The organism is Paenibacillus allorhizosphaerae, from assembly GCF_042659105.1.
In the GTDB taxonomy this organism is placed as follows: Bacteria; Bacillota; Bacilli; order Paenibacillales; family NBRC-103111; genus Paenibacillus_G; species Paenibacillus_G allorhizosphaerae.
In genome coordinates this window covers 174,787-201,460 of the sequence record NZ_JBHSRV010000002.1, presented here as the reverse complement: position 1 = coordinate 201,460, position 26,674 = coordinate 174,787, and the positions used below count along the sequence as shown (strand labels likewise).

Here is a 26,674-nt window from a genome sequence, read left to right as displayed (position 1 = left end):
TCGGAGGACAGGCTTGGATTGTTTGCGGCAATCGAACAGCTCCTTATTTGAAGCCTTTTGCCACCTGGTTGATCATCTCGCCGGACGAGACAAGCCCGCCGCCGGAAAGATACCAGTAATTCGCATCCAGATAAACGATATTGCCGTTTGCAAAAGCTTTCGTTTTCTTTACAAGCTCGTTTTCAACGAGCGATTTGGCGCCGGTTTTTGCCGCATCGCCTACAGCAGCTCCCCGGTCGATGACGAACAAGTAATCCGGGTTTTTTTGTGCGATGAATTCGAAAGAAATGCTTTGCCCGTGTGTGGACACTTCCAAATTTTTATCGACCGGTGCAATGCCCAGCACATCATGGACAAGTCCGAAACGGGAACCCGGTCCGAATGCGCTGATCGTTCCTTCGTTAGCGAGAATGACCAGTGCGTTTTTGCCGCTGGACGTAGCTTTTGCTTTCACGTCTTTGACGGTTTGCTCGATTTTGGCAAGCTCCGCATCGACGGCCGATTCTTTGCCGAAAATTTGTCCGAGGCGCTTCATGTTTTCTTTGAAGGAATCCATATATTTACTGTTGTCAACACCGACATACAGCGTAGGCGCAAGCTTGCTCAGTTCCGGATAAGCGGTTTGCTGGCGGCCGGAGATGAGGATCAGATCCGGGTTGATTGAGGCGATTTTCTCATAATCCGGCTCTTGAAGCGTTCCGATATTTTGATATTTGCTCTCTTTGTACTTGGAGAGGTAAGGCGGCAGGTTCTTTTGCGCTACGCCCGTCACTTCCACGCCAAGCTTATCCAGCGTGTCGAGCGCGCCGAAGTCGAATACGATCACTTTCTTCGGATTTTTCTTTACTTTCGTCTCGCCGAGCTGATGCTTGAACGTCAATTCCTGTGCAGGCTCGGACGCCGGTGTGCCGCCGCCGCCGGAAGCGGGTGCCGCACCGTTCGACGGAGTCGTGCCGCTCGTGCCGCAAGCCGAGGCAAAAACGGCGAAGCATAAAACTAGAAGTAACGTGGATACTATCTTTTTCATGTTGGACCACCTTTTCCTATTTTTTTGAATCAAACAGCTCATTTATTTGAAATAAATGCAAATCTTGTTTCCATTGATCGTCTCGAGCGGAATGTCCATGTCGTAGACGCTGCGGAGCACCGCCGAATCGATAATCTCATCGGTGGAGCCTTCCTTGATGACTTTGCCGTCCTTGAGTGCGACGATGTAGTCGGAGTAGCAGGAAGCGAAGTTGATGTCATGAATGACGATAACGACCGTCTTGCCCAGCTCGTCGACCAGGCGGCGCAGCACTTTCATAATTTGCACGGAATGTCTCATGTCCAAATTGTTCAGCGGCTCGTCAAGCAAAATGTATTCGGTGTTCTGCGCAATGACCATGGCGATATAGGCCCGTTGGTTTTGGCCGCCGCTTAACTGGTCCAAATATTTGTGCTGCATTTCCTGCAGCTCCATATAGGCGATCGCTTCATCGACGTGTTTCCAGTCCTCTGCCGTCAGCTTGCCTTGCGAATACGGGAACCGCCCGAAGGACACCAATTCCCTCACCGTCAGCCGCACATTGATATAGTTCGTCTGCTTCAGGATCGATATTTGCTTTGCGAGATCCGAACTTTTGCAGCTGCCGATTTCTTTGCCGTCGATCAGCACTTCTCCGGTATCTTTCGTCGTCAGCCGGCTGATCATGGAGAGCAGCGTGCTCTTACCCGCTCCGTTCGGCCCGATGAACGACGTAATTTTGCCTTTGTCGATCCGGACCGATACGTTCTCGACCACATGCTTGCCGCCGTATTGTTTGGATACTTGCCTTACCTCGATCATGATTTGTTGCTCCTCAGCAGTAAATATAGGAAGTATACGCCGCCGACCAGATTCACAATGACGCTTAACGTCGTCGTAAACGTAAATACTCTCTCCACAATCAATTGTCCGCCGACCAGTGCAACGATGCTCATCAGGATCGACGCCGGAATCAAGTAAGCATGTCGGTACGTCTTCATAAACTGGTACGTCACATTCGCGACGAGCAGCCCGAGGAACGTAATCGGACCGACCAGAGCGGTAGACACGGAGATGAGCGCCGCGATAATGATCAGCAGCCGTTTGACGACGTAATTGTAATCGACGCCGAGATTGACGGCCTGCCCTTTCCCGAGCGACAAAACGTCCATATATTTGGCGAACCGCGAGTAGTAAGCGGCGATCAGGATAACGACGATCGTGCAGATGACGGTTAGCTGCCCTTGCACTTTGTTGTAGCTGGCGAACATGCGGCCTTGCAGCACGAGAAACTCGTTCGGATCGATCAACACTTGCATGAATGTGGTCAAGCTGCCCAGCAGCGTGCCCATAATAATGCCGATCAACAGCAAGTAATAAACGTTGTTGCCTTCGCCGCGAAACATAATCTTGTACAGCAAGCCTGCAAACAGCACCATCAAGCAAAGAGTCAGGGCAAAATTCAAATTGTTGTCGACCAGCAGCTTGGTGGACGAGCCGAATACGTAGACGACGCCGGTCTGTGCCAGCATATACATCGAATCGAGTCCGATGATGTTCGGCGTTAAAATCCGGTTGTTCGTAATCGTCTGAAAGATGACCGTCGAGAATGCAATACAAGCTCCGGTCAGCACCATCGCCGCGACTTTCCAACCTCTTCTCGAAAGCACGTAGCTCCAGTTGTCGCCAATATCGATAAACAGGAAGACGGCAATGACGATGAGCGCGAGTATGGACAGGGTACCGATCTTTGCCTTATGCGTCATATGCCTTTCTCCTCATCAACAAGTAAAGAAAAATTCCGCTTCCTATTACCCCGACGGTCAGGCCGATCGGAATTTCAAACGGGTAAATGATGACCCGCCCCAGTATGTCGCAAAACAAGACGAATACGGCTCCCAGCATAGCGGTGTGCGGAAGGTTCCGCTTTAAATTATCGCCGTGATACAAGGTGACGATGTTCGGAATGATGAGCCCGAGAAACGGGATCGTCCCGACCGTAAGCATCACGACGGAAGATACCAGGGCGATGATGACAAGGCCGATATTGACGACCTGCCTGTAATTCAGCCCGAGATTGACCGAGAACTCTTCTCCCATCCCGGCAATCGTGAACCGGTTGGCGTACAGGTAAGCGATGACGACAACCGGAATACTGATATACAGCAGCTCGTAGCGTCCTTTCATCGTCAAAGCGAAGTTCCCTTGCTGCCAAGAGGAAAGACTTTGAATCAGGTCGTACTTATAAGCGAAAAAGGTCGAAAACGAAGTCACGATATTCCCGAACATCAAGCCGACCAGCGGAATGAAGATGGCGTCCTTGTATTTCACTTTGTCCAGTATTTTCATGAAAACGAATGTGCCGGCCAAGGCAAATACGAAAGCGACCAGCATCTTTTGCATCGGCGTTGCGGAAGTGAACAACGTCAAGGAGACGAGGATGCCCAATCTGGCGGAGTCGTCGGTCCCTCCCGTAGTCGGCGAGACGAACTTGTTGCGGCTGAGCTGCTGCATAATGAGCCCGACTACGCCCATGCTGACGCCTGCGATAATAATGCTGATCAGTCGCGGAAACCTGCTGATGATCAGTACCTCCAGCTGGTCTTGGCTCAGCTTGAATATATCCCAAGGCTTAATATCTTTGACCCCGATAAAAATCGAGGCCACGGACAAAATGATTAGTAAAACGGCCAAATATTTAAGCTTCATTCCGTTAATCCCACCTAAGCACTGTCAATCACGGTCATCATTTGATCGGCCGGTATGCGCGGCTGCGCTGCCGGTATTTTGCTCGGATAGCCTACATGCAGGCTGCCGACGATTTTCTCCCCCGGGCCGACGCCGAGCGCTTCGCGAAATTCCGGCGAATGCAGCAGCGGGTACGTTTCCCAGACAAGTCCGATGCCTTGCTCCCATGCAAGAAGACTAAAATTATGAATGATGCAGCTGGTCGATGCGTAATCTTCTTCCCATGTGACCGGATGCGTGTTTTCCTTCATGACGACCGCCACGAACAACGGGACGGACATGAACCGGTCGTAAAACCTTTGGCCGAACTCCTGACGCTTCTCCGGATCTTTCTCTCTCTTCTCCGCACCTGCGCGGCTGATCTCGGCCAGTCTTCGGCGTCCTTCGCCGTGAACAAGAACGAATCGCCATGGCTGCGTCAGCTTATGGTTCGGCACCCATACCGCTGTATCCAGCAGCTCCTTGACCAATTCGATCGGCACGGGGCGGTCTTCGAATTGATGCACGGAACGTCTTTCTTTTATGACTCGGGCTAGTTCCATTCGAATTGCTCCCTCTTTATGTATTTTTCTTCTTTCGTGCAAACGAAATTGATAATCATTATCATTACCACTCATTATTTTACACAAATTAAGAGGCTCTGGAATAGACATTCCTGTAAACGATATGGACATTTCTTAATTTCCGTAAATGAGCAATGTATTAACGAATTGATCGATTAAACCCTCGTAAAAAGACGCGTTGTATAATAGCGGCTCTTCGTGCCGAATGATGATGCAGTGCTTTCTGGGCCGATGCCGCTTAAGCCGAAGCCACTCTTCCTCCAGTTTGATGCAGGCGTCGTCGGTAATCGATGCAGGCACCAGCAACAAAATCCCGTCGCAGTCCAGCTCCGCCACTTCTTCGAACGAAGGGGTGTCGAGGAAGCTGATTTGCTGTGCCGACACCGGCGGCATAATATGCAGCTCCCCGTAGAACAAGTCGCTCATTTTGATCCGCTGCGTGCCGTATACGCGGTAAAAAGGCTCGAACACGCTCACGACCAGATACGGGTTACTGTCCAGATGACGGCGAATGTGATAACGCGCATAGTCGAGCTTCATTTCGAAATAGGACAGCCATCGCTCCACCACGGTCGGCATGTGGAGAACCCCGCCGATTTCGCGCAAACGTGCTTTCCACGGATACCCTTTCCAAGTAATCATGACGACCGGGCACAGTTGAGACAATGTGGCATACAATTCGTCCGGCACCGGCGCCGTAAATATCAGCTCAGGCCGGCAGTATTCGATCTGCTTTACGAATTTGTCTTTATCGGGAGCGTCGTACCATTCACGCGGCAGCTCGAGCACCGGTGTGATGCCGAGTACGGCCAAATCCCCCCGGAAGACAGGGCATAGATTGGCTACCCGCTTTTTGGCTAAGACCGCGTAGTCGGTAGGCGTGAGGCCCATATGCTTCTTGAACAGCCGGCTGAAATAGAGCGGGTCCGGATAACCGACCGCTTGGGCTGCCTCCGTAACGGACAACGTCGAGCTCGCGAGCAGCCGAAGCGACTCGTTCAATTTGGCCATCGTGATAAACTGCAGCGGACTGAGTCCGGTATGCTGTTTGAATACTTGATAAAATCTAGCGGGACTTGCCCCCGACAAACGGGCGATCTCTTCGATATCCATCGGCGCATCGCTATGTTCCAGCATGTGCTGCTTAATTTGGAGCACGTAGTCGGTCAAGTCGACGTCTTTATCCTTCGATTTGGTCAGGTGCGCCATGAACTCCGCCGCGATCACGTACAAATAGGAGTGCACTAGATAATAAAAGGACGGGTCCTCTCCGGACCGGTTACTCAACAAATCCTGCGCCCAACTGCGGACCCGAGGCATTCGAAAGCGGTGAAGCCGCAGCTCGTCCGTACGGCCAAGCAAAGCGGACATTTCCAAGGACGAAGATTCGGATGGCTCTCTCCCCGAGAAATAAAAGCGGATCATCATGACATGGCATGTTTGCTTGTCGCTGCTTTGCATCGTACATCGGCAATGCGGAGGAACGTAGAATACTTCGCCGTACGCTGCTTTTCCGGTGCGTCCCCTGCTTTCCGCTTCCAAAGTTACTTTAACGGAGCCTTTCATGACGAATCCGAAGGCGCCATACGGCTCATTCGCTATCACTACGCCGTATCGGCTATCCATCTTATATTCCTGCGTGTCCGAATATTGCAAGGCCAGCCCTCCGGAAAGTTCGAGCGAACCCATACCGTTTCACACCCTTGATTGTTAAATTCCAATAAGGGCATTTTAAATGATAATGATTCTCATTGTCAATATATATATTTTCCGTCTCTAGTCAGCGCATCTCGGACTCGAGGTGGAGAATGCCCTTTCAAACGTGGGGCTATGTCCTGGCAGAGAGTACCTTCTTAGGCTTGCTTGTAAGTACGGCGCAGGAAAACAAATCCCCCTTATCAATCAAGTAAGCGTAGACGGTGGAATGGCACGCCCCCCGCTTAGTCCATGGCGATTTTGACGATGATCATATTTTCGCGCATCATGGGACATACACGGGGATCATTGACTTTGGCGAGATCCAGGGAAGCAGTCCGCTGTATGATTTGGGGCATTTCAAGCTGCATGACGGCCAGTATCATCACGATCGTCTGGGCTTCCGCTCCCTAGCCGCGGGATACAACGAAGTGAGGGAACTATCGTACGAAGATCAAGTAGAAATTGACCTATGGGCATTATGGATCGGCACCAGAAGGTTAGCGCGGCGATACAAATACAACCGTCGGGACAGCCAGGGGAATTGGGGCCGTTACCATGACCATTTGCGGAAAACGGTACAGATCGAAATCCAGTTGCTCGTCCACAAAATATAGCCCTATCAAAGTATGGGGCAATCCCCAAGAGGACTGACATCGACTATGCGCCGTCGAAACACGTGCCTCGTTCTATGTCAGTCTAGTAGGGACAGCCCCTGTTAAACGCATCGCTTATGCCAGCATGAAGTACGTAATTACTGACAATAGCATTGATGTAATGCACATCGCTATCAGCGGACGCAGCGCTCTCGTGTACAAATCGCGCAAGCTTACATTGAGCCCGAGTCCCGTCATTGCCATCGTGAGAAGAAATGTCGTCGCGTCGGAAACATGATTCATCACGCTGGACGGCATTGCGATATAGCGGCCGAACACGTAGCTTCCAAGCAAACTCATAAGCAAAAACCCACCCAGAAACCATGGGAATTCCACTTTCGCACCTGAAGCCTCCACATCCTTGCGTTTCATCCAGTACATGAGAATGAAACATAGCGGGACTAACAGAAACACGCGCCCGAGCTTGGCGAGAAGCCCCATCGCCAGAGCGTCCTCCCCGGCCGGCGCCGCGGCCAGCGCCACATGCGCGATTTCGTGAAGGCTGGTGCCCGACCATACGCCGTATGGCACTGGCGCCATCGGCAGCAGCGGTAACAGTATCGTGTAACCAATGGCAAATAACGTTCCGACGAGCGCAATGATCCCGACACCGATCGCCGTATCCTCTTCCTTCGCTTTGACGATCGGCGATACCGCCGCGATCGCGGCTGCGCCGCAGATGCCGGTTCCGATGCCGAGCAGCAGCGATACCGACTTTTCCGCCTTCAACCATTTCGCCAGCAGCATGGTTAACGTGATAGAGAACACGATGACTCCCGCATCGCGGAGCAGTAAGCCCAAGCCCTGCTGGAACACGACGGTCATATTTAATTTCAATCCATATAAAATGATGGCGTATCGCAGCAGTTTTTTGGAAGCGAATTGAATACCGGTACGGATTGCATCGGGATATCCGAACAACTGCCTGTAGGCAACGGCAATCAGAATCGCGCAAGCAAGCTGCCCGACGTGATCGGGACCGGGCAAGCGGGATAAGCCGTAACCGATCCAGGCGATAACGAAAGTAAAGGCGATTCCGCCTGCCCAGGGCCATACGGAGGAAGCGCGGTGAATCCCGTCTCCTTCCCACCGTTTCTTCTCTGTCAGCTGCATTGTTTTTCCTGTGGCCAATATGTTCATCCCCCTCATTTGCTTCTCCTACAGCATAGTCGTCATATTGAAATAAGGGAAATAAATCATTATGATGATGATCATAAGTAATTTCATATACACGAGCTGCAAAAAGGAGTTTTGATATGGCGGATCAGCATCTGCATGTCTTCGTCACCGTGGCCGAAATGGAAAATTTCTCGCGTGCCGCCGAGCAGCTTCATATGACGCAGCCCGCGGTCAGCCAATACATCCGCTTGCTGGAGCAAACCGTCGGAGCCAGACTGCTTGACCGGAGTAATAAGTATGTCCGGCTGACGAAGGCCGGTGAAATCGTTTACCACCACGCCAAAGAAATCATTGGCCTGCATACCCGGATGCAGAACCTGGTGGACGACTTGTCGAATAAAGCCAGCGGCAACCTTGCGATCGGCGCAAGCTATACGTTCGGAGAATATGTGCTTCCTCATATTATTGCAGAGCTGAAGCGAAAGTATCCGGAAATCCATCCGATGATTACCATAGGAAATACGAAAGAAATCGCGGAAAAAGTCAGCGGCCGCTTGCTCGATGTAGGCATTGTCGAAGGCGAAGTTCGCCAGCCTCAGCTTCGCTTGGAGCCGTTCGCGGATGATGCGATGTTCATCATCTCCTCCACCCGGGGCCGATGGGCACAGCAGGGCGAAGTGACGGTGCAAGATTTGCAGAGCAAGACGTGGATTGTACGTGAAGCCGGTTCCGGGACAAGAGAAGCCGCGGACAACTTGTTCGCGGCCTTTCAAATGGTTCCGATGCATGTGCTCGAGTTCGGAAGCACGCAAATCATCAAGGAAGCAGTGGAAGCGGGCCTTGGCGTCACCTTGCTGTCCAAATGGACGATACGCAAAGAGCTTGCGCTAGGCTCGTTATGCACCGTTAAAGTACGGGGAACTCCGTATATTCGGAAATTTTCATTGATCCGGCAGGAAACGCCGTTCTATACGAAAGCGATGGAACTTTTCTGCGAGCTGACCGTGCAGCATATGGCTTCGCTAGATCAGCAAGGAGGTAACGGCAGCGGTCATTCTGATGAGGATATATAGGGGAGGAACCGGATCGGTGCTAAAAAAAGAGCAGGCAACCCATCATGCTGATCGGTTTGCCTGCTGCTTCTGTATACACTTGCTAACAACCTGTAAGCGAGGATGGATAGATCGGCATCATTTACCCGAAACAAGCTGATCTTAATTTGTCCGAGTCGTCTTCACCAGCTGCTGGCTCGATTTGCCGTCTTTATTGACCGCCTTGACTTCGATCATATTTTCGCCTTGCTTCAATGCAACGGACTTGCTGACGCTGCCTTGACCGGCGAGCTCGCCGTTAATGTATATTTTCGGCTGCGGGTCGTTGCGGTCCGTAGCGCTTGCTTTCACGGCAACGGACGCGGCTTTCACAGACTCGGGAATTTCCGTTACGGTTAATGCGGGAGCCGGAATCGTATATTCCACATTTTTGCGGATCGGCTCCGATGCTTTCCCACTGCGGTTCACGGCATACAGCTCGACGACGTTGGCGCCTTCGCGCAGCGGCACTTCCGTGTCGATCTTTCCGTCGCCGGCGGGATGACCGTTCAAGTAAATTTTGACGTCCGGGTTGCCGTTCTTGGCGCTGGCCGATACATGCACCGATGCCGAATCGGAAATTTCCGGAATCGCCGTCACTTGCAGCGTCGGTGCCGGGCCGAAGCTTAATATCCATAGCGAAATCGGCGTGCGGAACGCGAATAAGACGATCAGCAGCGGGATCAACACGCCGCCGGCCAGCATCAGCTTCTTGCGGTTCCGGTAATAAAACCGGGTCAATAGTCCGGACTGCCGTAATTTAACCGAGAGCATGAGTGCGTTAAAAGCTTCGTTTTCCGTATGAAGCAGCATTTTCATGACCGGTTTGTTTTTGACCGCTTGCTTGTCCAGCCGGTCAAAATAACGGTCTACCGCCGCGCGGTAATTCGGATTGAGCTGCCCTTTGTTTTCCACGAAACGCGAATCGCCCAAAGACCATAGCAGAAAATCGTAGACGGCTTCCTTGGAATGCGCCGCGACGAAAGACAGCATGCGGGAATAATCGTATTCGGCGTCGTATTTGGAGGCAACGCTGAATTGCGGCACATAGAATAAATGGGGAACGACCCGGAAATATTCCGGTTCGAGCCGTTCCGTAAATAATCGTTTGGCGGCATCCTGCATTCGGTCGAGCTCCACAGGGCCCAGCTCTTGCAGCAGCTGGCGCGCCTGAGCCGCATTTCCGCTGCCAAGCTCCAGCACCTTGTACAAGGCCGTCCATTCATCCAGCAGCTGCCTAGCCCCGCTGCCCAGCCCGCTTCTCCACTCTACATCGACAGGGTCAAGCATAAACCCGAGCGTGGCAAGCTCCTTTATGCCGGACAATTCCATCAAACGGAATTGCTCCAGCAAATCCGTTTGAAGCTCCATGCCGATAGAAAGGCATAGCCGCGCTACCGGATCGGAGCTTTCTCGCCCTGCAATACGCTGCAAATCATGATGCAATATCGCGGCCGCTTCCAATCGACCTGCCCGGTTCGTCTTGAGCAGCCGCCCGAGTTTATTCGTGATATGCTTGGCGAATGGATCCGATTCCAGCATGTACTCGCCATGCTTCCGCCAAAATCCGATTTCTTCCACCGCCGTCTTGATCGAGTCCGCTTTGCCGATTCGGTAGGCCGCATACGATTCCGCTTCGTCCGCCTTTGCCTTAAACACCTCGCGGATCACTTGAGCAAAAACGGCGTCATCGGTCAGCAAAGTATCGTAGATCCAGGCTGCCTGCCCGAAGTCTTCCCCCGAAGCGGCCGTTACCCGATGCACGAAGCCGGCAAGACAACGCAGCAGCTGCGGTTTCATATCGTCGCCCGCCACCTTCTCATACTGCATCAGCGCGAGCACCAACTCGGGCGTTGGCAGACTGCGGGCCGGGGCCGCGGATTCCTTCTGCATAAGCCGGATGAACAGCTCGTTCAGCCGGCTTTGCTGCTTTACGGTTCCCGCCGATAAAAACGACAGAATCATCGCGAGACGCCCCGCTGGGTCGCTTTCGTACAGCGAGCGGTTGCCCTGCTCGATTTCAAACAGGACGGCGAGCTGCTCGTAGATGGAAGGTTTCAAGCGCTCTTTCGCATCCGTACCGAGCAGCGCCTCGTCGCAAAACTCAAACAGATCGGTTAGCCGTTCCGGATCGTTACGGTTTTCCCATACAAAGTCGAGGTACACTTGCCCTGTCCCGGACAAGTCCGTATTGACGAAACGGTTGCCGGCAAAATCAAACGAAGGATTGCGGTCCTGCGCCCGGAAGCTTCCTTTCTCCACAAACGTCACGTGAATTTTTTGCTTCCCTTCAGACTCGCCGTTAAACGTCATGAAGCCGAGCTGCCGCCGAATCGCGTACGGCAAGGAGCAATAGATCAGCTCCATTAACCGGCGTGCCTCCAGGGCGTACTCCGATACGTCGCAATTCAGCGCAACATATACTTGCCGCTTGCCGCCAACGGACGACATTGCCGCTTGCACGAGCTGCTGGAACCGGGTTTGGTCCACACCAAGCCCCGAGAGCTGCACATCCCGCTCTCCTGCGGCGAACGGCCGGTCATAGGGTACATCTTGCAGCTCGGGCAGCTCTTTGCCTTGGCTAATGTCATAGCTGCTTTGAAAGCCGCTCACTCGCAGAAGCCGTTCCGGCTCGCGAATATACGTTTCTTTGCCGGCCTCGGGGATGACATACTGATGTGTGAAAAACGCGCTGCGCTGCCCCGTAAAATCCGCCGGGACATATACGCTCCGGCCAATCACCAGCTCGCCGCCGTCGGCGTGGAACACGGCCAAAGAGTCGGGATACCGCGACGCGTCCGCTTCACCGCGCTCCGACAGCTCCTTCGGAGGCTTGTAGGCACAATAAGGATGCAGTGTGCTTTTAATAAATGCAGGCTCCAGCCCGTTGGACTTGGCAACGGTGTCGAAGCCTTCATTGGAACGAAAGAGGCCTTCCCGCTCCCTTGTAAAATAATGCTGCTGAACGGTCGTCCGGGTCATTTACGCATCTCTCCCCGGAACATAGTCCAGCTTATGCAGCAGCCAAATGAACGGCTCGTCCACGCGGATCGGCTCGATCACGCCCTCCAGCTGTTGATTGACCGGGTTCGCCCCAAGCGCCGATACGGCAAAATAAGCGGTATCGGTGAAATATACATCCATTGCATCCTTGAATGGCCTGTCCACGGTCTCGATAAAGCGGCTGATTTCGCCGTTAATATTTTCAAATTCGGTACGGTTCCAGTAGCCCTTGTGCGTCACGTTGCGGAATACGTTGCTGTTCGGCCGGATGTAGTCGCCGTCTTCCTCTTTCAAAACCTGCAGCATGTCGCTTTTAGTGAGAACGACAGCCGTTGGGATGTCGGTTTTGCTGCCGTGCTGATGCGCGATAAAATTTTCGAACAAGCTGATGACTACTTCGCGCGGCTCGTCGTACCGGTTGGCGAACTCGCCTTGCTCGTCGCCGAGCTTGATGCGAATCCGGTCGCGGATACTGCGAATTTGCAGCGGGTCCACAAGAAACAGAATGCCGGACGAGTTTTTGATATGCGCCGCATAAATGTCAAGATAATTACGCTCGACCATGCCTTCTCCCGCCACATCGAAAAATACGAGGTTGAGCGTCGCCTCGCTGTTATCTTTGAATACGAACTGAAAAATATAAGGCTCTTGCAGCTCGTTCGGGTTCGTCGACTGGAGCATGCTGCCCCGTTCGAATATCGGCTCGTGGTAGTTTTGCCGGAACCTGCGGCTGATCTCCGCGCTCAGCGGCATGCAAGCTGCGTTGAAATGAGAGGCGGTCTTATGCTGCAGCGTATGAATGAGCGAGGTCATATACACGGATTTCCCGACTTGCGAAGCGCCGACGATCGATATAATGTTGCTTGGCACCTTGCCCGCGGAAATCGGAAGCTCGTTATGGCAGTTCGGGCAAAGCCTGCGCTTCGAGGTTACCCCATACCGGTCGGTGACGGCGACAACAATGTTGCTGGCGTATGTCCGGTTTTCCTCCGGAATCGTATGAAGCTCGATGACCGCCTCCATGTCCGCCTCCGCCAGACGGAATTTGCGCCGCCATTCATTCAGCTTCGCATCTTCCTGAAGCATGAAATCATCGTCGTCCTCCCGCACATGTGCGGCGCGGAACACCACCTCGTCCGGCTCGAACTTGCTGAAGCAGTGCGGGCAAACGATGCTGTAATAGTCCGGCTTTTCTTTTTCTTGCGGCTGTTTATCGAACATCTGCTTCAAAAAACGGAGCATTTGCTTTCCTCCCCCTTACTCGGTTATCAGTTCAAATAAATCCCCGTACGTTCGCCCGTCGGAAAGAAACAAGCGAATATAACTGTTTCGTCCGATCTCCGCCTCCGGCAATACCGTTCTTCCGGCGGCAAAATCGTGCAGGAACGGGTAGACGATTCCGTCTTCCTTATGTGCGGGGTATCCCCCTTCTTTCTTCACATAACATAACGCTTCCTTCGGCACAGGGACTTCGCAGTACAATTCCATTCGAACCGACTTGTACTTGCCGAACCAGCGGTTTCCGTAACGGACCGTGCAGCGGATTTTGGCCCGCCCCGCACGGACGAACACGAGGTTATCCTCGTCCAACTGCCTTAGGGCCGTTCTTCGCCCATCCTGCGGCAGGCAGGGAAACACGCGGTACCCCCATCGCCCGAACCGGTCCAGCCGGACCCGGTAGCCGGAATGAGCTTTGTACTCTTCTCTCGTGAACAGCTTCATCCGTTCCGGCTCCGGCAAGTGATTCGGTGTCAGTCCTATTTCTTCCCCGTTAAAGCCGTAGATGTATACGGAATCGACGCCTTTCGGCCACTGCCAAGTCAGCAAGCAATCCGTATCCTGCAGCTGGAAGGTGAGCTTTCGAATCCGATACGGTTCCTGAACATCGCCCCACTGCACATAAAGTCCTCCGATCTATCGCGTTAGCGGAATTGTTTGCCGATTTTCGCGCGCCTGCCGTTCTTCACCGTTCGCCCATCCCCCAGGCCCCTGCGGGCTAACCATCCGGATGACTGCGTATGTCCGGCCGCCGAATCGCCTACGGCCACCAGCAGCGTAGAGAATGACAGCACAAGCGCAAGGAGAAGATCGGCTTCCGCCCGGTACCATGCATGCGCCATCCCTCTTTGCAATCCCGCCTCGAGAATAAGGCCTGCCGCGAGTCCCGCGACGATGCCGCCAATCATGAAGCTTTTGGCCAAAAAGCGGTTATCGAAAATGATGCCGAGCGCAAGCCCCATCAACGAGCCGATGATCGCCAGCATGCCTATGCGCATCCATCCGCGGTATATGTCGCCGGCCGCTTCGCCAGAACGTTCGCCGGCCAAGTGCCATGCGCGGTCGCCCGTATAGATCGCTCCGAACGCCTCCACGATGCGGTCCGCCCGTTCTACGTTATGGAACGACCCGCCGGTGGCGGAAGCGATCTGCAGCAGCAGCCGATTGCCTTCTTCATCGGCCGGATTGAAGCCGACCGTGTCGACCGCGATGCCTCTCTGGACGAACGGGGACAGCGCCTGATCCAAATTGACCTCGCTATACCCGTCGGAAATGAGAATAACGGCCGCTTTGCGCCCGCCGCCGTTGTCGATTTGTTCGCGGGCGAGCGACAGCGCTTTGCCGATATCGGTCTGCCCATCAGGGGCGGGCATCGAGGCGATGCGGGCTGCGGCTTGGTCTTTGCTCGCCGGATCCTTCAAACCGACAAACGGCTGCACGACATTCGCTTGTTCGTTAAAAGCGATAACAGCCACCCGCTTCTGCTTGTCCATTCGTTTAATCAGCGATTGCGCAGCCGCGATGCTTTGCAGCTTCGGATCGGTCTGATTCATGCTCCCCGACCGGTCCATGACAAGAACATAATCTTGCACCGGCTTTCGGCCGTCCCAATAAAAAGCATATATAAACTGCAGCAGCGTTCCAGCCGCAAACAGGACGACAACGGTTGCCGGAACGAGGAACTTCCATCCGTCCCGGGCATAGCGCAGCCTCCACTCTTGCCCGTTCAGTCTTGGAGCGATGATTTCCGCCAGAAGGCAGCCAAGCCCTACCCAGAAGGCAAGCTGGCCGAAATATACGCCCATCAATACTGTTTCATGCCATTCGCCCCCCCATCGGGCCAATACCAACTCGCCTGTGAGAAAGCCGGCGAACCCGCCGACCAGGCTGAAGACGGTCAGGAGGGCATTCCATTTACGCTGTTTCACCGTTACCCAGCTGCCTTTCCAGCACAGCATTCGGATCGATGCTGTGAAATTGAAATCCGTTTTCTACATATGAATCGTAATACCGTTTGCCGTGGCGGAAATACATCAGATCTTCTCCGCGGAAGCCGCCCATCAAATGAATCTTTTCTACGCTGCTCGTCCGTTCCTCATGGATGCATCCGAGCTTGCAGGAGCCGTTCGTCTGCTGGGCGTTCACCGCATACCCGATAAATTCGCTCTGCACATAGCCGGCGTAATATTGCTCCTCATAGCGGTGCCGGTGCGTCGAATGGTATACATCCGCGCGAATCGCCGATTCGCTATCCAGCGTTCGGGAAATATCGCGGAACAGGTCTTCTTTGGTCAAGACAAGCGGATTATCATACGACGTGGTCACATTCGCCCGGGCCAAAAGCTCCGCCTCGAACGATTGATGGAACAACGCATGGGAGAACAAGTCTTTGCGCACCGTATCCGTCAGCCGAAGCAGCCACACTTCTTCCTGCTCCGCGAATAAGACGGAAGCATTGCCGAGACGCGCATGTTCGAAATAAAACAACCGGTGCATCCGGTTTTCCAGTTCATTCAAAATACGCTCGACGACGTGTCCGTAATATTCGTCGATATTGCGGCCCGCTTGTCCGCCGAAAGCGGCGGCTTCGCTGCGGCTGAGCTTGAGCCACTCCTGTTCCAGTCCGATGAAGCGCTCGACAAGCGGCTTCACCTTGCGATGCAGCTCGCTTAGCTTATCGCGGTATTGAACGAGCAGTTTCCTGTGCAGCTCAAGCAAAGCCATTTCCCACTGCAGACTGTAGATGTTGTCTAACAGGCGGCGGATCACTTCCTTCACGGAAGGCTTTCCGCTAAACCATGCGAGAGGAGAACTTTTGACCGGTACGATATATTCGACCTTCTCGTCCCGCGCCATCTCCAGATCGACACGGCATTGCGCGATGCGGCCGGCCATCTGGCGGATGCGCTCGTCGAGCTGTTCCGACAAGCTTCCGGCTTCCCCGGGCATTGTCCAGCGGTACACGCCGAACAGCCCGAGAGCCGGCTCCTGTATGACCTTCTGGTCTATCAGCCGCTCCAGCCTTCGCGCCGGATCGCTCTGCTCCAGAGCAGCCTCGGCCGCCGCGGCGATGTTCTTCTCGAAAAATAATCGGGCGTTATCCCCGAACAGCGCAAGTTCCGCCTGCCGAAGCGTCATCGGCCTCAAGTCCGCGAAGGACATGTCCGCGTGCATCAAGCCGCGCATGCCTTCCATCGCCGCTTCCGGTTCAGGCATCAAGCCTCGTACCTCGCGCTCGGTATCGTGCGGGTCGAGCTGCAGCAGCGGCATCGCATGGCTGAGCCCGGCCTGCGCATTGTCCCGCAGCCGGAGCAGCACCCGCTTCTGGTAATGATACAGCACCGATAAAGCGATCGCCGCATTGGGACGAGTCACTTGTGCGCAGCCCGCGGACGCGTAAACGGCCCCTCGCGCGTCAGCCGGCGTAATGCTTTGCTTGAACAGCTGATGATTGTACGATTCAAACGCCGGACCGGATGGCGAACCGGGATCACCTGCCGGTCTGGCATTTTTTAGGAGGCTCAAGCGGCAGACGAGCTCCGCGCCGCTGCGCATGCCGCCGTCGACGAATATCCCTCGTTCATCCTTGTTGCTCAGCCAATACACGGTGTCGAACAGCGGCGACGGCGGATGTACGGCAGGCAGCCGCACGCCTTCCCCTGTCACCTGAAGCCGCTGTTCGTAACGGTACTCCCGGTTTTGATATATATCCAGTTCTCTTAGCAAACTGACGCCGATGGCGCTGCGGTAGGCGAAGTCTTCGCTCTCCTGACTCTCGTCCGCCAAAACGTACAGGTCTGAGATTACGGAGCGGGAGCTTTCGCCGAAGACGGTTTTCATCAATACCGTCAAGTCGGGCAGCAAGACATGGAACGGATCGTCCAGCCGGGTGACAACCGCAATATTCAAGCGCTGCAAGTTATCGTAGCTCCGGCCCATGGCGCGGATTTTGTTCACCATCTTGCGGAGCGTCACGTTCAGCTCCAGCAGCTTCCCGTCATCCTCGTAAAACCGGCGGCGAATATCAGGACGCTCAGAAAGCGAGCCCGTTTCCGCAACCGGAAGCTGCCAGCCGTATACAGGCTCTTCCGAGGCAGGTACCGACATGCCTGCGTGCAGGCAAATCGCTCCGGCCCCGTTATGCCATCTGCGCTGCAGCCAGTCGGTGGCATGCCGCACGTCTTCCGCCGTCCGGTCGCCGAGAAACAGGAATACGACCGGGTGGTAAATGGTGGAAAGCGCATCTTCGCCGCTGCTCCGATGCTCCAGTTCGGCGGCGTAATCACCCGCGAACGCCGTCAATTTTTCACGCAGGCTCATCCGCATTCCCCTTTCTCTTCAGCGCTAATGCATGCATTCGTGTGCTATGCCAATTTTTTGACGATGTCGCCCACTTTGACGGAAACTTGCTTATAAAACTGGTACATCGCTTCGCCGTTGGCGATTTCGGAACGTTCGTAGTCAAGCGCCGACTTCGCTTCCTGGAATGCGGTGCTCATCTCCTTCAGCTTCGCCACCAGCGCGCTGATGTCTTCGGAAGAGACCAGTTGCTGGCTGCGCTTCGCGGCTTTGCGCTGCAGCAGCCCCATCTTCTTCGGTTCCAATGCGCTCAGCTTCGTGAAGATTTCAAACTCCACAAATTTGTTAACCTGCATCAAATTGACGAAAGCGTCCCACGGATCTTCGTCCGCGTCGTGGTCATAAACGTACAGAGCCCCTTTCTTCGCAATCGACGAAGTGTACATCGCTTCGATAAACAAGGCGAGCAGCTTCTCTTCGTCCTGCAGACGGCTGAGTACTTGCTCCAGCTCGGCAATCTTAAGCTTAATCAGCTCGTATTTGTCCAGTTCCTCCCGGATCCGCTTTTGCAGCTCGGGGTAACGAATGAGATTTTCTTTGGCCAGCTCTTCGTTTACGCTGCCGAATATATCTTTGCCGCCGGCCGGTTCGAGTCCGCCCGCTAGGAGCGCCTTCAAATCGTTCACGCAGCGGCTTACTTCGCCTAGATTCGGCTTCTGTGCGGTCAATTGCAGATTGTACGCGGCAAGAAAGCGGCCGAGATCCAGCGGCTTCGTGAACGTGCAGGCGTAACGGTTGATCGTCCCGCTGTCGGATCCCTTTTCCCGAATGATACCCTGGCTTAGCGCCTTGTCGAACAGCTCCCTGATTTCCGCGTTGAACGTACGCACGCGCCCGTTTTCATACGTATCGCCCCAAGATTTTTCGGGAATCGGCGACGGCAGGTAAGTCCAGTTGACCTTGTCGGTCTGCACGAGATGGCGGCCGATGCCCTCCGGCTCCAGAATCGTACGCTCATAGCTTGTCTCATACACTTTCATCGGCGTGTATAAGAACAGCGGGATGCCGTTCTGCGTATTGAGCCAGAAAATCCGGTTTTTCACCTGGCTTTCCTTGATCGTAAACCGCGTGTTGGCGATGGCGTTGTCCTGAAAATTGCGGATGCCCTTGAAAATATTCGGCGCCTTCACAGGAACGGAGACGAATCCCCACGACGGGAAGTTGAAATTGCCGGAGCTGTTGCTGAGATGGAACACCGGTTTCGCCTCTTCGTGAAGACGGCTGGCGATCCGCTGCTCGACGAGCTTCTCCATCGAATCTTCCTGGCCGTATTTAATGACCAGGTACTCCTCCATCGATTTCGTAATGAGATCGCTGAAATGCTGCGTCAGGAAGTCGGAGATCGAGCCGATCACATCCACTTCCTGCTCCTTCGTCCATTGGTTCGACTTGCTGAGCAGCTCCTGCGTGAAATCCCGGATGAGATCGTTCACGTTCTTCTCGTCCATGACCTGGCCGATCAGCTTCGCCATATCCGGTACGCTTACGACGTTCCAGTAATACGTACGATTTCCTTTATGGTCGACTTCCTCCTGCCCGCTGGTCAAAATGTTGCCGTTCTTCTCGAAGATCCGGTTCAGCTCGCTCAAAAGCTCGGTAAATACTTGATACAAGCGCGAATTCTCCGCATTGATCAAATTGTACAAATCCTCGTAAAACTCGACCATCTGCTCCATCCGCTCGCGGTCGGCGTGAAGCAGGTATTCTCCGATTTTCGCCTCGATGTACGCATCCTTTTTGCGGTCCTTGGAAATGAACGCGCTGCGGGCTTCACTCATTTTTTGCTGCGACTGCTCTTCCGCATATTCGATATCCCGCGGAATCCGGTAAATGCTTTCCTTGAGCGATTCGATGTACGAGGAGATCAGCTTCAGCAGGCAGAAGCCTTTATCCTGCAAAATCATCCGCGAGGCGTAAAACGGCCCCTGCTCCGGATGAATGAACACTTTGGTGATCTGCTCGGTGAACACCTCTTTGATTTGGCCCGGCAGCTGCCTGCGGCTTTTGATGTATTCCTCGCGCGCCCTCGACAAGTAATGCTGCTCCAGCTCCGTGTCAATATTTACGTTCTGCTGCTTGATGACGTTGGCGTAGCTTAACCGCTCGCTGTTCTGATAGCCCGGAAGCGGCTCCGGCACCTGCTTGTTGAATTCACGGTGAACGGAATCCGGATCGAGATTCAGCTTGCGCGCCAGCTTCTCCACATCTTCCTGGGAAGGTCCGGCTGTGAACATTTTTTCCATACGCTGAAATACTTTGTACGCCAAGTACGTCGTCATCTCTTCGATCGGCAGCACCGCAGAGGAAGCGCCTAATATGTTGTATTGGTAATTAGCCGCGTACGCCTTCGGCATCTGGTTGATGTTGGTGCGGATGTTGCTGATGTAATCGTGGATCGCGAACTCTTCGCCGGAGCCTTTGTCTTCGCTGGCCATAAAGTTCGTGATGTTCTCCGCCGTCACGTTCATGCAGTAATCGTAGGCGTTCTCGAGCAGCTTGCCTTCCAGGTTGGTCGCCGAGATCAGATGCGCCAGATTGAACGGCGGCATCGGCGAATCGACGGTCAAGATGCTGGCATATTGCTGCTTGAACCGCTCGCCCCGCTCGTCCGCGTTCATCCAGTAATCCAGCTCTTTCAGCGCCGCATAGCCGTTTTTCTTGATGTATTCGCGCGAATGCTCGGTCAAGCTCTTATTGGCGAGGTTCACGTCGGGCGCGAACAAATAGCCGAGCAGGTTCACTTTATCGACGCCGGCCGAGCCGTAGTCGCGCTCCATGATGCCTCTGACGATATAGGCGATGTCGAGGAAGCAGCCGCTCCCGGTGCCGCCCGACAGCCCCGTCAGCACGAATACCATCAGCTTCTTGTTCGTGCCGATGGACAGCGTCTTGATTTTACGCTCGATCGTCTGCACGACGTGGACGATTTTCGTAAACATGAGCAGACGCCCGGCTTGTCTGACGCCGGAAGCGCCGTTGATCCCGTCGGTGATCGTCAGCTCCGGGGACAGCCATTCCTTTATGTACGGCTCCAGCACGCTGCGGTTTTGCAGCACGCTGCCGATTTCCGGGTTGGACAGCAGCACGAACTCGGTCATCGGGTCGAGCCCGACGCCCTTATAGCGTTTGTTGCGGTCATGCTCGTTCGTCTCGATGGCGAGAAACTCGACGTTGTTCGGCTTATCCTTCTTCTTCTTCGTCATCGTATCTTCCGGCAGCTTGAACCGGCGGTTGATCTGGTATTTCAGGCGCAGCAGCGCGTCGATCCCCGTTCCCCCGAGCCCGATGACGAGCATCGGGTTGTCGATCGTGTCGACCCGTATTTTCTCGCTGATGATGCCCCCGCCCAAAGAGACGTCGAGCTGCTGTATATGTTCTTTGACTACGGCTTTCATAGGTCCATGTCCCCCTGTTTATTTCAAATATTCCAAGGTTATTACTTTATTGACGTTTTTGAGCGTGATTTTGATGCAATCTCGGGCAAAAATTTCTTTGCCGCCTTCCGCTTCGAACGCACGGCCCCCTTTTTCCATGACGCAGCCGGACTTATTGACTACGTTCAGCGTATCTCCGCGTCCCGGCCGGAATACGATGTCGGCCGTTTCGGCATAGTCGGGCGCAAGCTGCAGCAGCTGATGGAGGTTGAATTTGCCTTTGAATATGTGCAGCTTCTTGTATTGGGGCGAAGTTCGCTCGCCGGTGTCCTCGTCCCGAATCTCGACGACGAGCTGCCCGACGAAGCCTCGGTTCGCCTTTTTCCAGTAAGCCAAAGCGGCCAAAGCCGCCGCAATGACGACAAGCAGTGCGCCTCCCCAAGCGGATAACTTGAGCCAGCGTCCCTCGTTTTCCTGAGACGTCTCCGCCGGAGCAGACTGCGAAGCCGGCTTTTTGGCCGAAATGGCAACCGGTTCCGATTCGCGCAAGAAATTGGCGTCTTCCACTTTCACTTTCAGCTCGTAATCATGCGCCTCCGGCACCTTGATACTTCCTTCGATTCCGTCCGGATTCGAGGTAAGCGGCGACTCCGTCGTCTTCTTCGTATCGAGGTCCGTCAGCACAAGCGAAGCTTTTGCGTTTTTATATAGACCGGGATCGTTCACCTTCTGCCCGTTCGACATCAAATAAGCTTTCACGGGAACCGAGTCGCCGGGGCTATAGGATATAGACGACAAAGGAACCATCGACACCTTCAATTCGTAGTTATAAATTAAATTAATGTCGATTTTGTCTTTGGACACGCCCTTGATTTTCAAGTTCCAATCGCCTTGGGCCGGGTTTAAAATCTTGATAAGCGAGTATGCCTTGGACTTGGAATAGACGATGCGGTCCGAAGGAATCGGCTGCTCCTTGCCAGCCGGATCGCTCAGCTTCACTTCCACCGGATTCGGCGACATGATCGATATGTTCGCTTCCGCCACGCTCGCGGTCGGTATGTTCACGACAACGTTCTGAAAATCGCCGTTCGCCGTCAAGCCGGGGAGCGGCACGACCTTCAGCTTCAGATGGCTGGCATAAATTTCGCTCAAAATTTCCGGGAGCTTGTCCGCCGTGCTCGTCACGAACATTTTGCCGCCCGTCTCCTTGGAGATGCGGTCTAGCTCGTCCTTGTTGAGCTGCCCGTCCGCGTTCAGGCCGATCGTATAGATCGGGATGCCTTTACCCTTCGCTTTCTGAACCGCCTGGTTCAGTATTTCCTGGGACTTCTCCTGCGTCTGCCCGGCTCTGAGTGAATTGTTGCCGTCGGTCAGCAGCACGATGAGCGGGACATGTCCCGGCTCGGCGCCGCTGTCCAGCACCTTTACCGCTTCGTCGACGCCGACGGCCAGATCGGTATAAGGTCCCAAAGCGAGCTGGTCGATAAACTTTTTCAGCTCGTCTTTATCTTTCGCTCCCCCGATCTTAAGCAGCGCCTTCTCGCGCATCACTTGGTCGGTATAAGCGACGACGCCGATCCGGTCCCCTTGGACGGAAGCCATGTCGATGAACATCTTCATCGCTTCATAGCTGACTTTATTGACGTCGGATTCATTCATGGAATTGCTCACATCCACCGATAGCACGGCATCGATTCTCGTATCGGATGCCGCCGGAGCGGCGTAGGTCTGCGGTATCGTTATGGATAGAGCGATCAACAGGGCTGCGGCCCACTGCAGCAGGCTCTTTCGTTTCATCACGCGATGCTTTCCTCCTCTATTGAGCCCTGATGTAGTAATTTGTAAAAGGTGGTAGTAAAATAGGACTCGTTGTCGTTATTTAATCATATTAACGTTTGGTTTTTCAAATTGCTAGGTTTCAATTCTTATAACATTCTTAAGATTTTGAGGTTCAATATCACACGGAAAGGAAGAAGTCAAGATGCTCATGTCGATGTTTACTTATGTGCTCCTTGCCGCCGGAGCGGCTTTCGCCGTTTTCCGTACCGTCCGGTTTGTGAAGTGGAAACGCAGTGGATTGACGCCGGAGCAAATCGACCGCGAACTGCTGCAACTTTTGAACCAGGAGGTTCGTCATGAATAAAAAGGCCGTTCAATTCCCACAACTTGTACATACCCGCCATGCCTACGAGCGGCTGAAGCAGTGCGTCCGCTGCGGCGCTTATTCCTCTCTCGGGCTGGAAACATGCCTCAACTGTGAGGCGGAACACAGCGGGCGTCCAGTCGCCGACATCGCCCGAACTGTGCTTCGGCACGGTAAGCTGCGGGATGCGCTGCTGCTGGGTGCGTCGGGCCTCGCCGGTTTCGTGTTTGCACGCAATGCCCTGCAAATGTCCGTCTCGCTTGCCGTCGGCCTGCTGCTCGTCGCCGTTTACTTCTGGCTGTGCAAACGGTACGCCGTGGAACGGGAACGGCACACGCTGCTGCATTTGCTCAAGCAGGAAAGCGCGCAAGTGCGGGACGGCATGCTGCTGGACGCGGAAAATGCCGCGGGCGATTTGAAATCGGAGGACGAGCTGTCCGCTTACTTGAAGCTGCGGGAGATCGGACATTTTCTCAAAGGCGATCAAATCAAGATGCTCAAAATTTATTGCTTGAACCGATTTATTTTGCGGCGCGACATGGATCTGGAGCTCGGCACGCTCATTCCCGAAGCGTTCGACCCCGATTTCGTGCGGTATGTGAACGAAATTTGCAAAGTAAAACCCGAGCTCATCCGCCGGGACATGCTTGATTATGCAAGGCGTTACCGCCCCGAAATCGAAGCGCTTGCGATCGGACCGCAAACCATGGCTCAATTGGCCGGAGCCGCATTGCGCGTCAAAGAATACGTCGTGCAGTATCCGGATTTGATCGCGGATCACGTCGGCGCGCTTTCCAGAGACCGGCTGCTCCGGCTGTGCCGCCTGCTTCAAGACATACCGGCCTCAAGGCGCAACGCAAGGCTGTTTGATAAGGCGATGGACGAGGCTGAACGAATGTACGGCAATGACGCCGAATTCGAACCCATTTTAGGCAAGGATGCGAACTTCCAATGAATTTCACTTTCAAGCGCTCCCGGCGGTATCGTAACGCCGCCTTTGTCTTTTTTGTCATTCTGCTCGTCCTGTCGGGATGGAAATTAGTTTACGGGTGGTCGAAAATGAAGACTTATGCGCATGCCGTCGAGCTGCAAGCTCAAGGCCGTCTGCTCGAGGCGGAGGATGCGTTTGTGCGCGTACAGTCGATGCGCGCAATCGACTATAAAGAACGCGAGACGGCGGCCGCCTTGTCGGCGCTGCGCCCTGTCACGGATATGCACCGCACGGAGGCGCGGCTCTCGGCGGATATCGAGGCCGCACGGAACGTGAGCGATGTGCCGACGCTGGCTACAGCAGCGGAACAATGGTCGCAGATGAAACAAACCGTTGCCGCTCAAGACGAGAAAACACGTTCCTCGTTTGCGCAAATCGAAGCCGAATACGGGCTGGAGCAGCGCTTGTCCGACGCTTTCGCCCAGGTGAAGAAAAATTTGACGGCGGGACTGGAAAGCTGGTCGGCGAATAAAAACGCGGGTGACGGCGAGCGGCTGCTTGCTTTCTTGGCGCAAATTCCTGCGGCGTATTATCCGGATGAGAAGACAAAACATGCGGAACTGAACCGGCTGGCGCTAAAATACGGCCAAGCCCGGCTGAACGGCGCGCTCAAAGGAACGGCTTTGACGGAAGCATTGAGCGAGAGCGACAAGCTGCTCCAGCTGTATACGGGCTATCGGCTCGACGGCTCGTGGATTGCAGGCAAAGTGGAGCCGTTTATTCAAAACGTGTTATCCAGCCAGCTGGATAAAAACGATGTAAAAGGCTTTTTGGGGAACGTCCGCCTCCTCCAGGAGCATCCGGCAGTCGTGAAGCCGGGCTCCAAAACGGATGCGTATGTCCGCTCCTCCGTCCAGAAGCTGCTGGCCCGCGCCCGCCAGCTTGCCGACTCGAGAAAATTTCAGGACGCCGTCGATCTGTACACGCTGCTCGGCAGCTACCAGAATACGGATAAAGAGATTCAAGAGACCGAGCAGCGCTGGATGGAAACGGAACCCGCCCGGTTATTGGGCAAAGCGGCCGGCGAGGACCGGGATTTCTCGTACATGGTTCATGTCAAAGGAAAATGGGGTGCCAAAGCGGTCGCTGCGGGACTGGCCGAGAACAAAACGCTGATCCTGGCACGCCTGATGCAAGACGGCACGGTGAGCAAGACGGAAATCGGGGTCGGTAAAGGGGTTACCGTCACTTCGATTCAGCTGACGGATTCGATCAGCTCCGGTGCTTCTCCGATGCTGCTGCTGGAAGCGGCATCCAAGAGCCGCAAAGCCCGTTATATCCTCTATGAGGCGGAGCCGCAGGAGCTGCGGATGCTATTGGATATCGAGGCGGACGGATATACGGCCATCCGCAAAGGAGCCGTGCAGTTCGATAGCCCCGCCGGGGAAGGGCCGGGCAGCAAGGCTTTGTATGAATACCGCGACGGCGGGCTGCGAAAAGTGCAGCAAACTCAGCAGCCGCAGCAGCAGACAGCATATAAACTAGTTACCGTATCCGACTTGCCGGATGTCAAAGCGGAGAATGTACGCTTCGAATGCGATATCGTCACGGTTGACGGTTCGAATGCGCTCGGTGAAAGCGATAACCGGTATGTGCACCTGGTCGGCAGCGGGAAGACGAATTGGAAGCGCGGGTCCGCCCTGATTACGGGTATGTACGCAGGAACGGAGGAAATGAAAATCGGCAGCCAAACGGTAAACGTGTACAGGGTTCAAGTGCTGGAAGCAAATTATCCTTGAATATGAAAGATCATAACTGAAATTTACTTCCGCTCATAATAAATGAGAATCATTGGCATCCTAACCTCATTATGTATGCAAGGGGTTGGATCATGCGAAATATTACTTTTATGGCAGCGTGCCTATGCTGCTTCATCCTTCTTAACGGATGCGCCTCCGCGAAGATTCGGCAGCAATCCGTTCAAGAAGAAAAGCTTCCGGCCGACGAACTCGAAACGGACGGGAAAATGTCGGAGCTATCCGTCATCGAACATGACGAAGCGTTGAAGGTTGGGGATTTGGGAGTCGAACGCATCTTATTCCCCAGCCATATGCGGAGTTTGGAGAACGAACCTGTCAGGAAGACGCCATTGCTTGATCCGAACGGTTTCCCGCTGATCAAAGTGTTCCCGAATCCGAGCATCGAACCGATCCGGGGTAATTATGCCGACAATGTAATCGAAATGGCCAAGTCTTATCTGCACACCCCTTACGAATACGGCTCCGATCGGCTGGAACCTTCCACCTTCGACTGCTCGGACTTTACGCGATGGGTATATCTGAGTGCGCTCGGCATGGACTTACCGTGGGATTCCAGAAGCCAATCGGCTTATGTCAAGGCATTTGCGGGAAGACAGTACACCGACTTAAGCCAAGCCCGCCGCGGAGACTTATTGTTCTTTACACGCTTCCTCGGGCCGCATGCTTCGGATTACGAAGGGCTGAAGCCTGAAGATAAACCGATTAGCCACATGGGCATTTATTTGGGGAACGGCAAGCTTATCCATTGCGCTTCCAAGGAAACGGGAGGCGTGCGGATCGATGTCATCCGGTGGAAACATCTCGAGTATCGTTTTTTGTTCGGCGGCGGGGTGCTCGACTGACCGATGAAGCGAAAAAATCCGAAGTGCCGCGGCAAAAGTGAGCCGG

At 54.2% G+C, this 26,674-nt stretch carries 20 protein-coding genes; 6 read left to right on the top strand and 14 right to left on the bottom strand.

Translation table 11 applies throughout. From position 1 onward, the window contains the following. Window positions 1–43 precede the first annotated feature (43 nt). The 6 genes from ACFQI7_RS09535 to ACFQI7_RS09510 all read right to left on the bottom strand — a co-directional run bounded on the left by ACFQI7_RS09535 (window position 44) and on the right by ACFQI7_RS09510 (window position 6,006). A complete protein-coding gene (locus ACFQI7_RS09535) occupies window positions 44–1,027 on the bottom strand; it encodes a siderophore ABC transporter substrate-binding protein (RefSeq protein ID WP_218099533.1) in 984 nt (327 codons plus the stop codon). 42 nt (window positions 1,028–1,069) lie between these two features. Next, the gene (locus ACFQI7_RS09530; protein WP_218099532.1) at window positions 1,070–1,828 is read right to left on the bottom strand and encodes an iron ABC transporter ATP-binding protein; all 759 of its coding nucleotides are present in this window, start codon (window positions 1,826–1,828) and stop codon (window positions 1,070–1,072) included. Next, on the bottom strand, window positions 1,825–2,772 hold the full coding sequence (locus ACFQI7_RS09525) for an iron chelate uptake ABC transporter family permease subunit (protein WP_218099531.1): 948 nt from the start codon (window positions 2,770–2,772) through the stop codon (window positions 1,825–1,827). The genes ACFQI7_RS09530 and ACFQI7_RS09525 overlap by 4 nt, the downstream gene beginning before the upstream one ends. After that, on the bottom strand, window positions 2,762–3,715 hold the full coding sequence (locus ACFQI7_RS09520) for an ABC transporter permease (protein WP_218099530.1): 954 nt from the start codon (window positions 3,713–3,715) through the stop codon (window positions 2,762–2,764). The genes ACFQI7_RS09525 and ACFQI7_RS09520 overlap by 11 nt, the downstream gene beginning before the upstream one ends. A 14-nt stretch (window positions 3,716–3,729) precedes the next feature. Continuing rightward, entirely contained in the window at window positions 3,730–4,296 is a 567-nt protein-coding gene (locus ACFQI7_RS09515; RefSeq protein ID WP_218099529.1) for a nitroreductase family protein, read from the bottom strand. 135 nt (window positions 4,297–4,431) lie between these two features. Further along, window positions 4,432–6,006: a helix-turn-helix domain-containing protein gene (locus tag ACFQI7_RS09510; protein WP_218099528.1), complete on the bottom strand. Its 1,575-nt coding sequence runs from the start codon at window positions 6,004–6,006 to the stop codon at window positions 4,432–4,434. A gap of 230 nt (window positions 6,007–6,236) precedes the next feature. Here ACFQI7_RS09510 and ACFQI7_RS09505 point away from each other — a divergent pair, with 230 nt between their 5' ends. Further along, window positions 6,237–6,629 carry a phosphotransferase gene (locus ACFQI7_RS09505; protein ID WP_218099527.1) on the top strand — a complete coding sequence of 131 codons (393 nt, stop codon included), beginning with the start codon at window positions 6,237–6,239 and terminating at the stop codon, window positions 6,627–6,629. A gap of 114 nt (window positions 6,630–6,743) precedes the next feature. Here ACFQI7_RS09505 and ACFQI7_RS09500 read toward each other — a convergent pair whose 3' ends face one another. Further along, window positions 6,744–7,781 carry a YeiH family protein gene (locus ACFQI7_RS09500; RefSeq protein ID WP_218099652.1) on the bottom strand — a complete coding sequence of 346 codons (1,038 nt, stop codon included), beginning with the start codon at window positions 7,779–7,781 and terminating at the stop codon, window positions 6,744–6,746. A 143-nt stretch (window positions 7,782–7,924) separates the two neighbouring features. Between ACFQI7_RS09500 and ACFQI7_RS09495 the strand changes: the two genes are divergently transcribed. Further along, window positions 7,925–8,860, top strand: coding sequence for a LysR family transcriptional regulator (locus ACFQI7_RS09495; RefSeq protein ID WP_218099526.1), 936 nt, complete (start codon window positions 7,925–7,927; stop codon window positions 8,858–8,860). 141 nt (window positions 8,861–9,001) lie between these two features. Here the strand turns inward: ACFQI7_RS09495 and ACFQI7_RS09490 are convergent, their stop codons facing one another. Genes ACFQI7_RS09490 through ACFQI7_RS09460 form a run of 7 tightly spaced genes read right to left on the bottom strand, consistent with a single transcriptional unit; the run spans window position 9,002 to window position 22,689 of the window. Further along, on the bottom strand, window positions 9,002–11,860 hold the full coding sequence (locus tag ACFQI7_RS09490) for a GAP1-N2 domain-containing protein (RefSeq protein ID WP_218099525.1): 2,859 nt from the start codon (window positions 11,858–11,860) through the stop codon (window positions 9,002–9,004). Continuing rightward, window positions 11,861–13,123, bottom strand: a complete 1,263-nt coding sequence (locus ACFQI7_RS09485; protein ID WP_218099524.1) for a TRAFAC clade GTPase domain-containing protein — start codon at window positions 13,121–13,123, stop codon at window positions 11,861–11,863. Window positions 13,124–13,138: 15 nt separating this feature from the next. Continuing rightward, window positions 13,139–13,780, bottom strand: coding sequence for a hypothetical protein (locus ACFQI7_RS09480; protein WP_218099523.1), 642 nt, complete (start codon window positions 13,778–13,780; stop codon window positions 13,139–13,141). A 23-nt stretch (window positions 13,781–13,803) separates the two neighbouring features. Continuing rightward, on the bottom strand, window positions 13,804–15,087 hold the full coding sequence (locus ACFQI7_RS09475; protein WP_218099522.1) for a vWA domain-containing protein: 1,284 nt from the start codon (window positions 15,085–15,087) through the stop codon (window positions 13,804–13,806). After that, complete coding sequence (locus ACFQI7_RS09470; RefSeq protein ID WP_218099521.1) at window positions 15,074–17,479, bottom strand: hypothetical protein; 2,406 nt, start codon at window positions 17,477–17,479, stop codon at window positions 15,074–15,076. Before ACFQI7_RS09470 ends, ACFQI7_RS09475 begins: the two co-directional genes overlap by 14 nt. A gap of 44 nt (window positions 17,480–17,523) precedes the next feature. Beyond that, the gene (locus ACFQI7_RS09465; RefSeq protein ID WP_218099520.1) at window positions 17,524–20,913 is read right to left on the bottom strand and encodes a tubulin-like doman-containing protein; all 3,390 of its coding nucleotides are present in this window, start codon (window positions 20,911–20,913) and stop codon (window positions 17,524–17,526) included. An 18-nt stretch (window positions 20,914–20,931) separates the two neighbouring features. Continuing rightward, window positions 20,932–22,689 carry a vWA domain-containing protein gene (locus ACFQI7_RS09460; RefSeq protein WP_218099651.1) on the bottom strand — a complete coding sequence of 586 codons (1,758 nt, stop codon included), beginning with the start codon at window positions 22,687–22,689 and terminating at the stop codon, window positions 20,932–20,934. 184 nt (window positions 22,690–22,873) lie between these two features. Between ACFQI7_RS09460 and ACFQI7_RS09455 the strand changes: the two genes are divergently transcribed. The 4 genes from ACFQI7_RS09455 to ACFQI7_RS09440 all read left to right on the top strand — a co-directional run bounded on the left by ACFQI7_RS09455 (window position 22,874) and on the right by ACFQI7_RS09440 (window position 26,628). After that, window positions 22,874–23,035, top strand: a complete 162-nt coding sequence (locus tag ACFQI7_RS09455; RefSeq protein ID WP_218099519.1) for a hypothetical protein — start codon at window positions 22,874–22,876, stop codon at window positions 23,033–23,035. Further along, entirely contained in the window at window positions 23,028–23,990 is a 963-nt protein-coding gene (locus ACFQI7_RS09450; protein WP_218099518.1) for a hypothetical protein, read from the top strand. The genes ACFQI7_RS09455 and ACFQI7_RS09450 overlap by 8 nt, the downstream gene beginning before the upstream one ends. 104 nt (window positions 23,991–24,094) lie before the next feature. Then, window positions 24,095–25,765 carry a hypothetical protein gene (locus ACFQI7_RS09445; RefSeq protein WP_218099517.1) on the top strand — a complete coding sequence of 557 codons (1,671 nt, stop codon included), beginning with the start codon at window positions 24,095–24,097 and terminating at the stop codon, window positions 25,763–25,765. A gap of 92 nt (window positions 25,766–25,857) precedes the next feature. Further along, window positions 25,858–26,628, top strand: coding sequence for a C40 family peptidase (locus ACFQI7_RS09440; RefSeq protein WP_218099516.1), 771 nt, complete (start codon window positions 25,858–25,860; stop codon window positions 26,626–26,628). Window positions 26,629–26,674 lie beyond the last annotated feature (46 nt).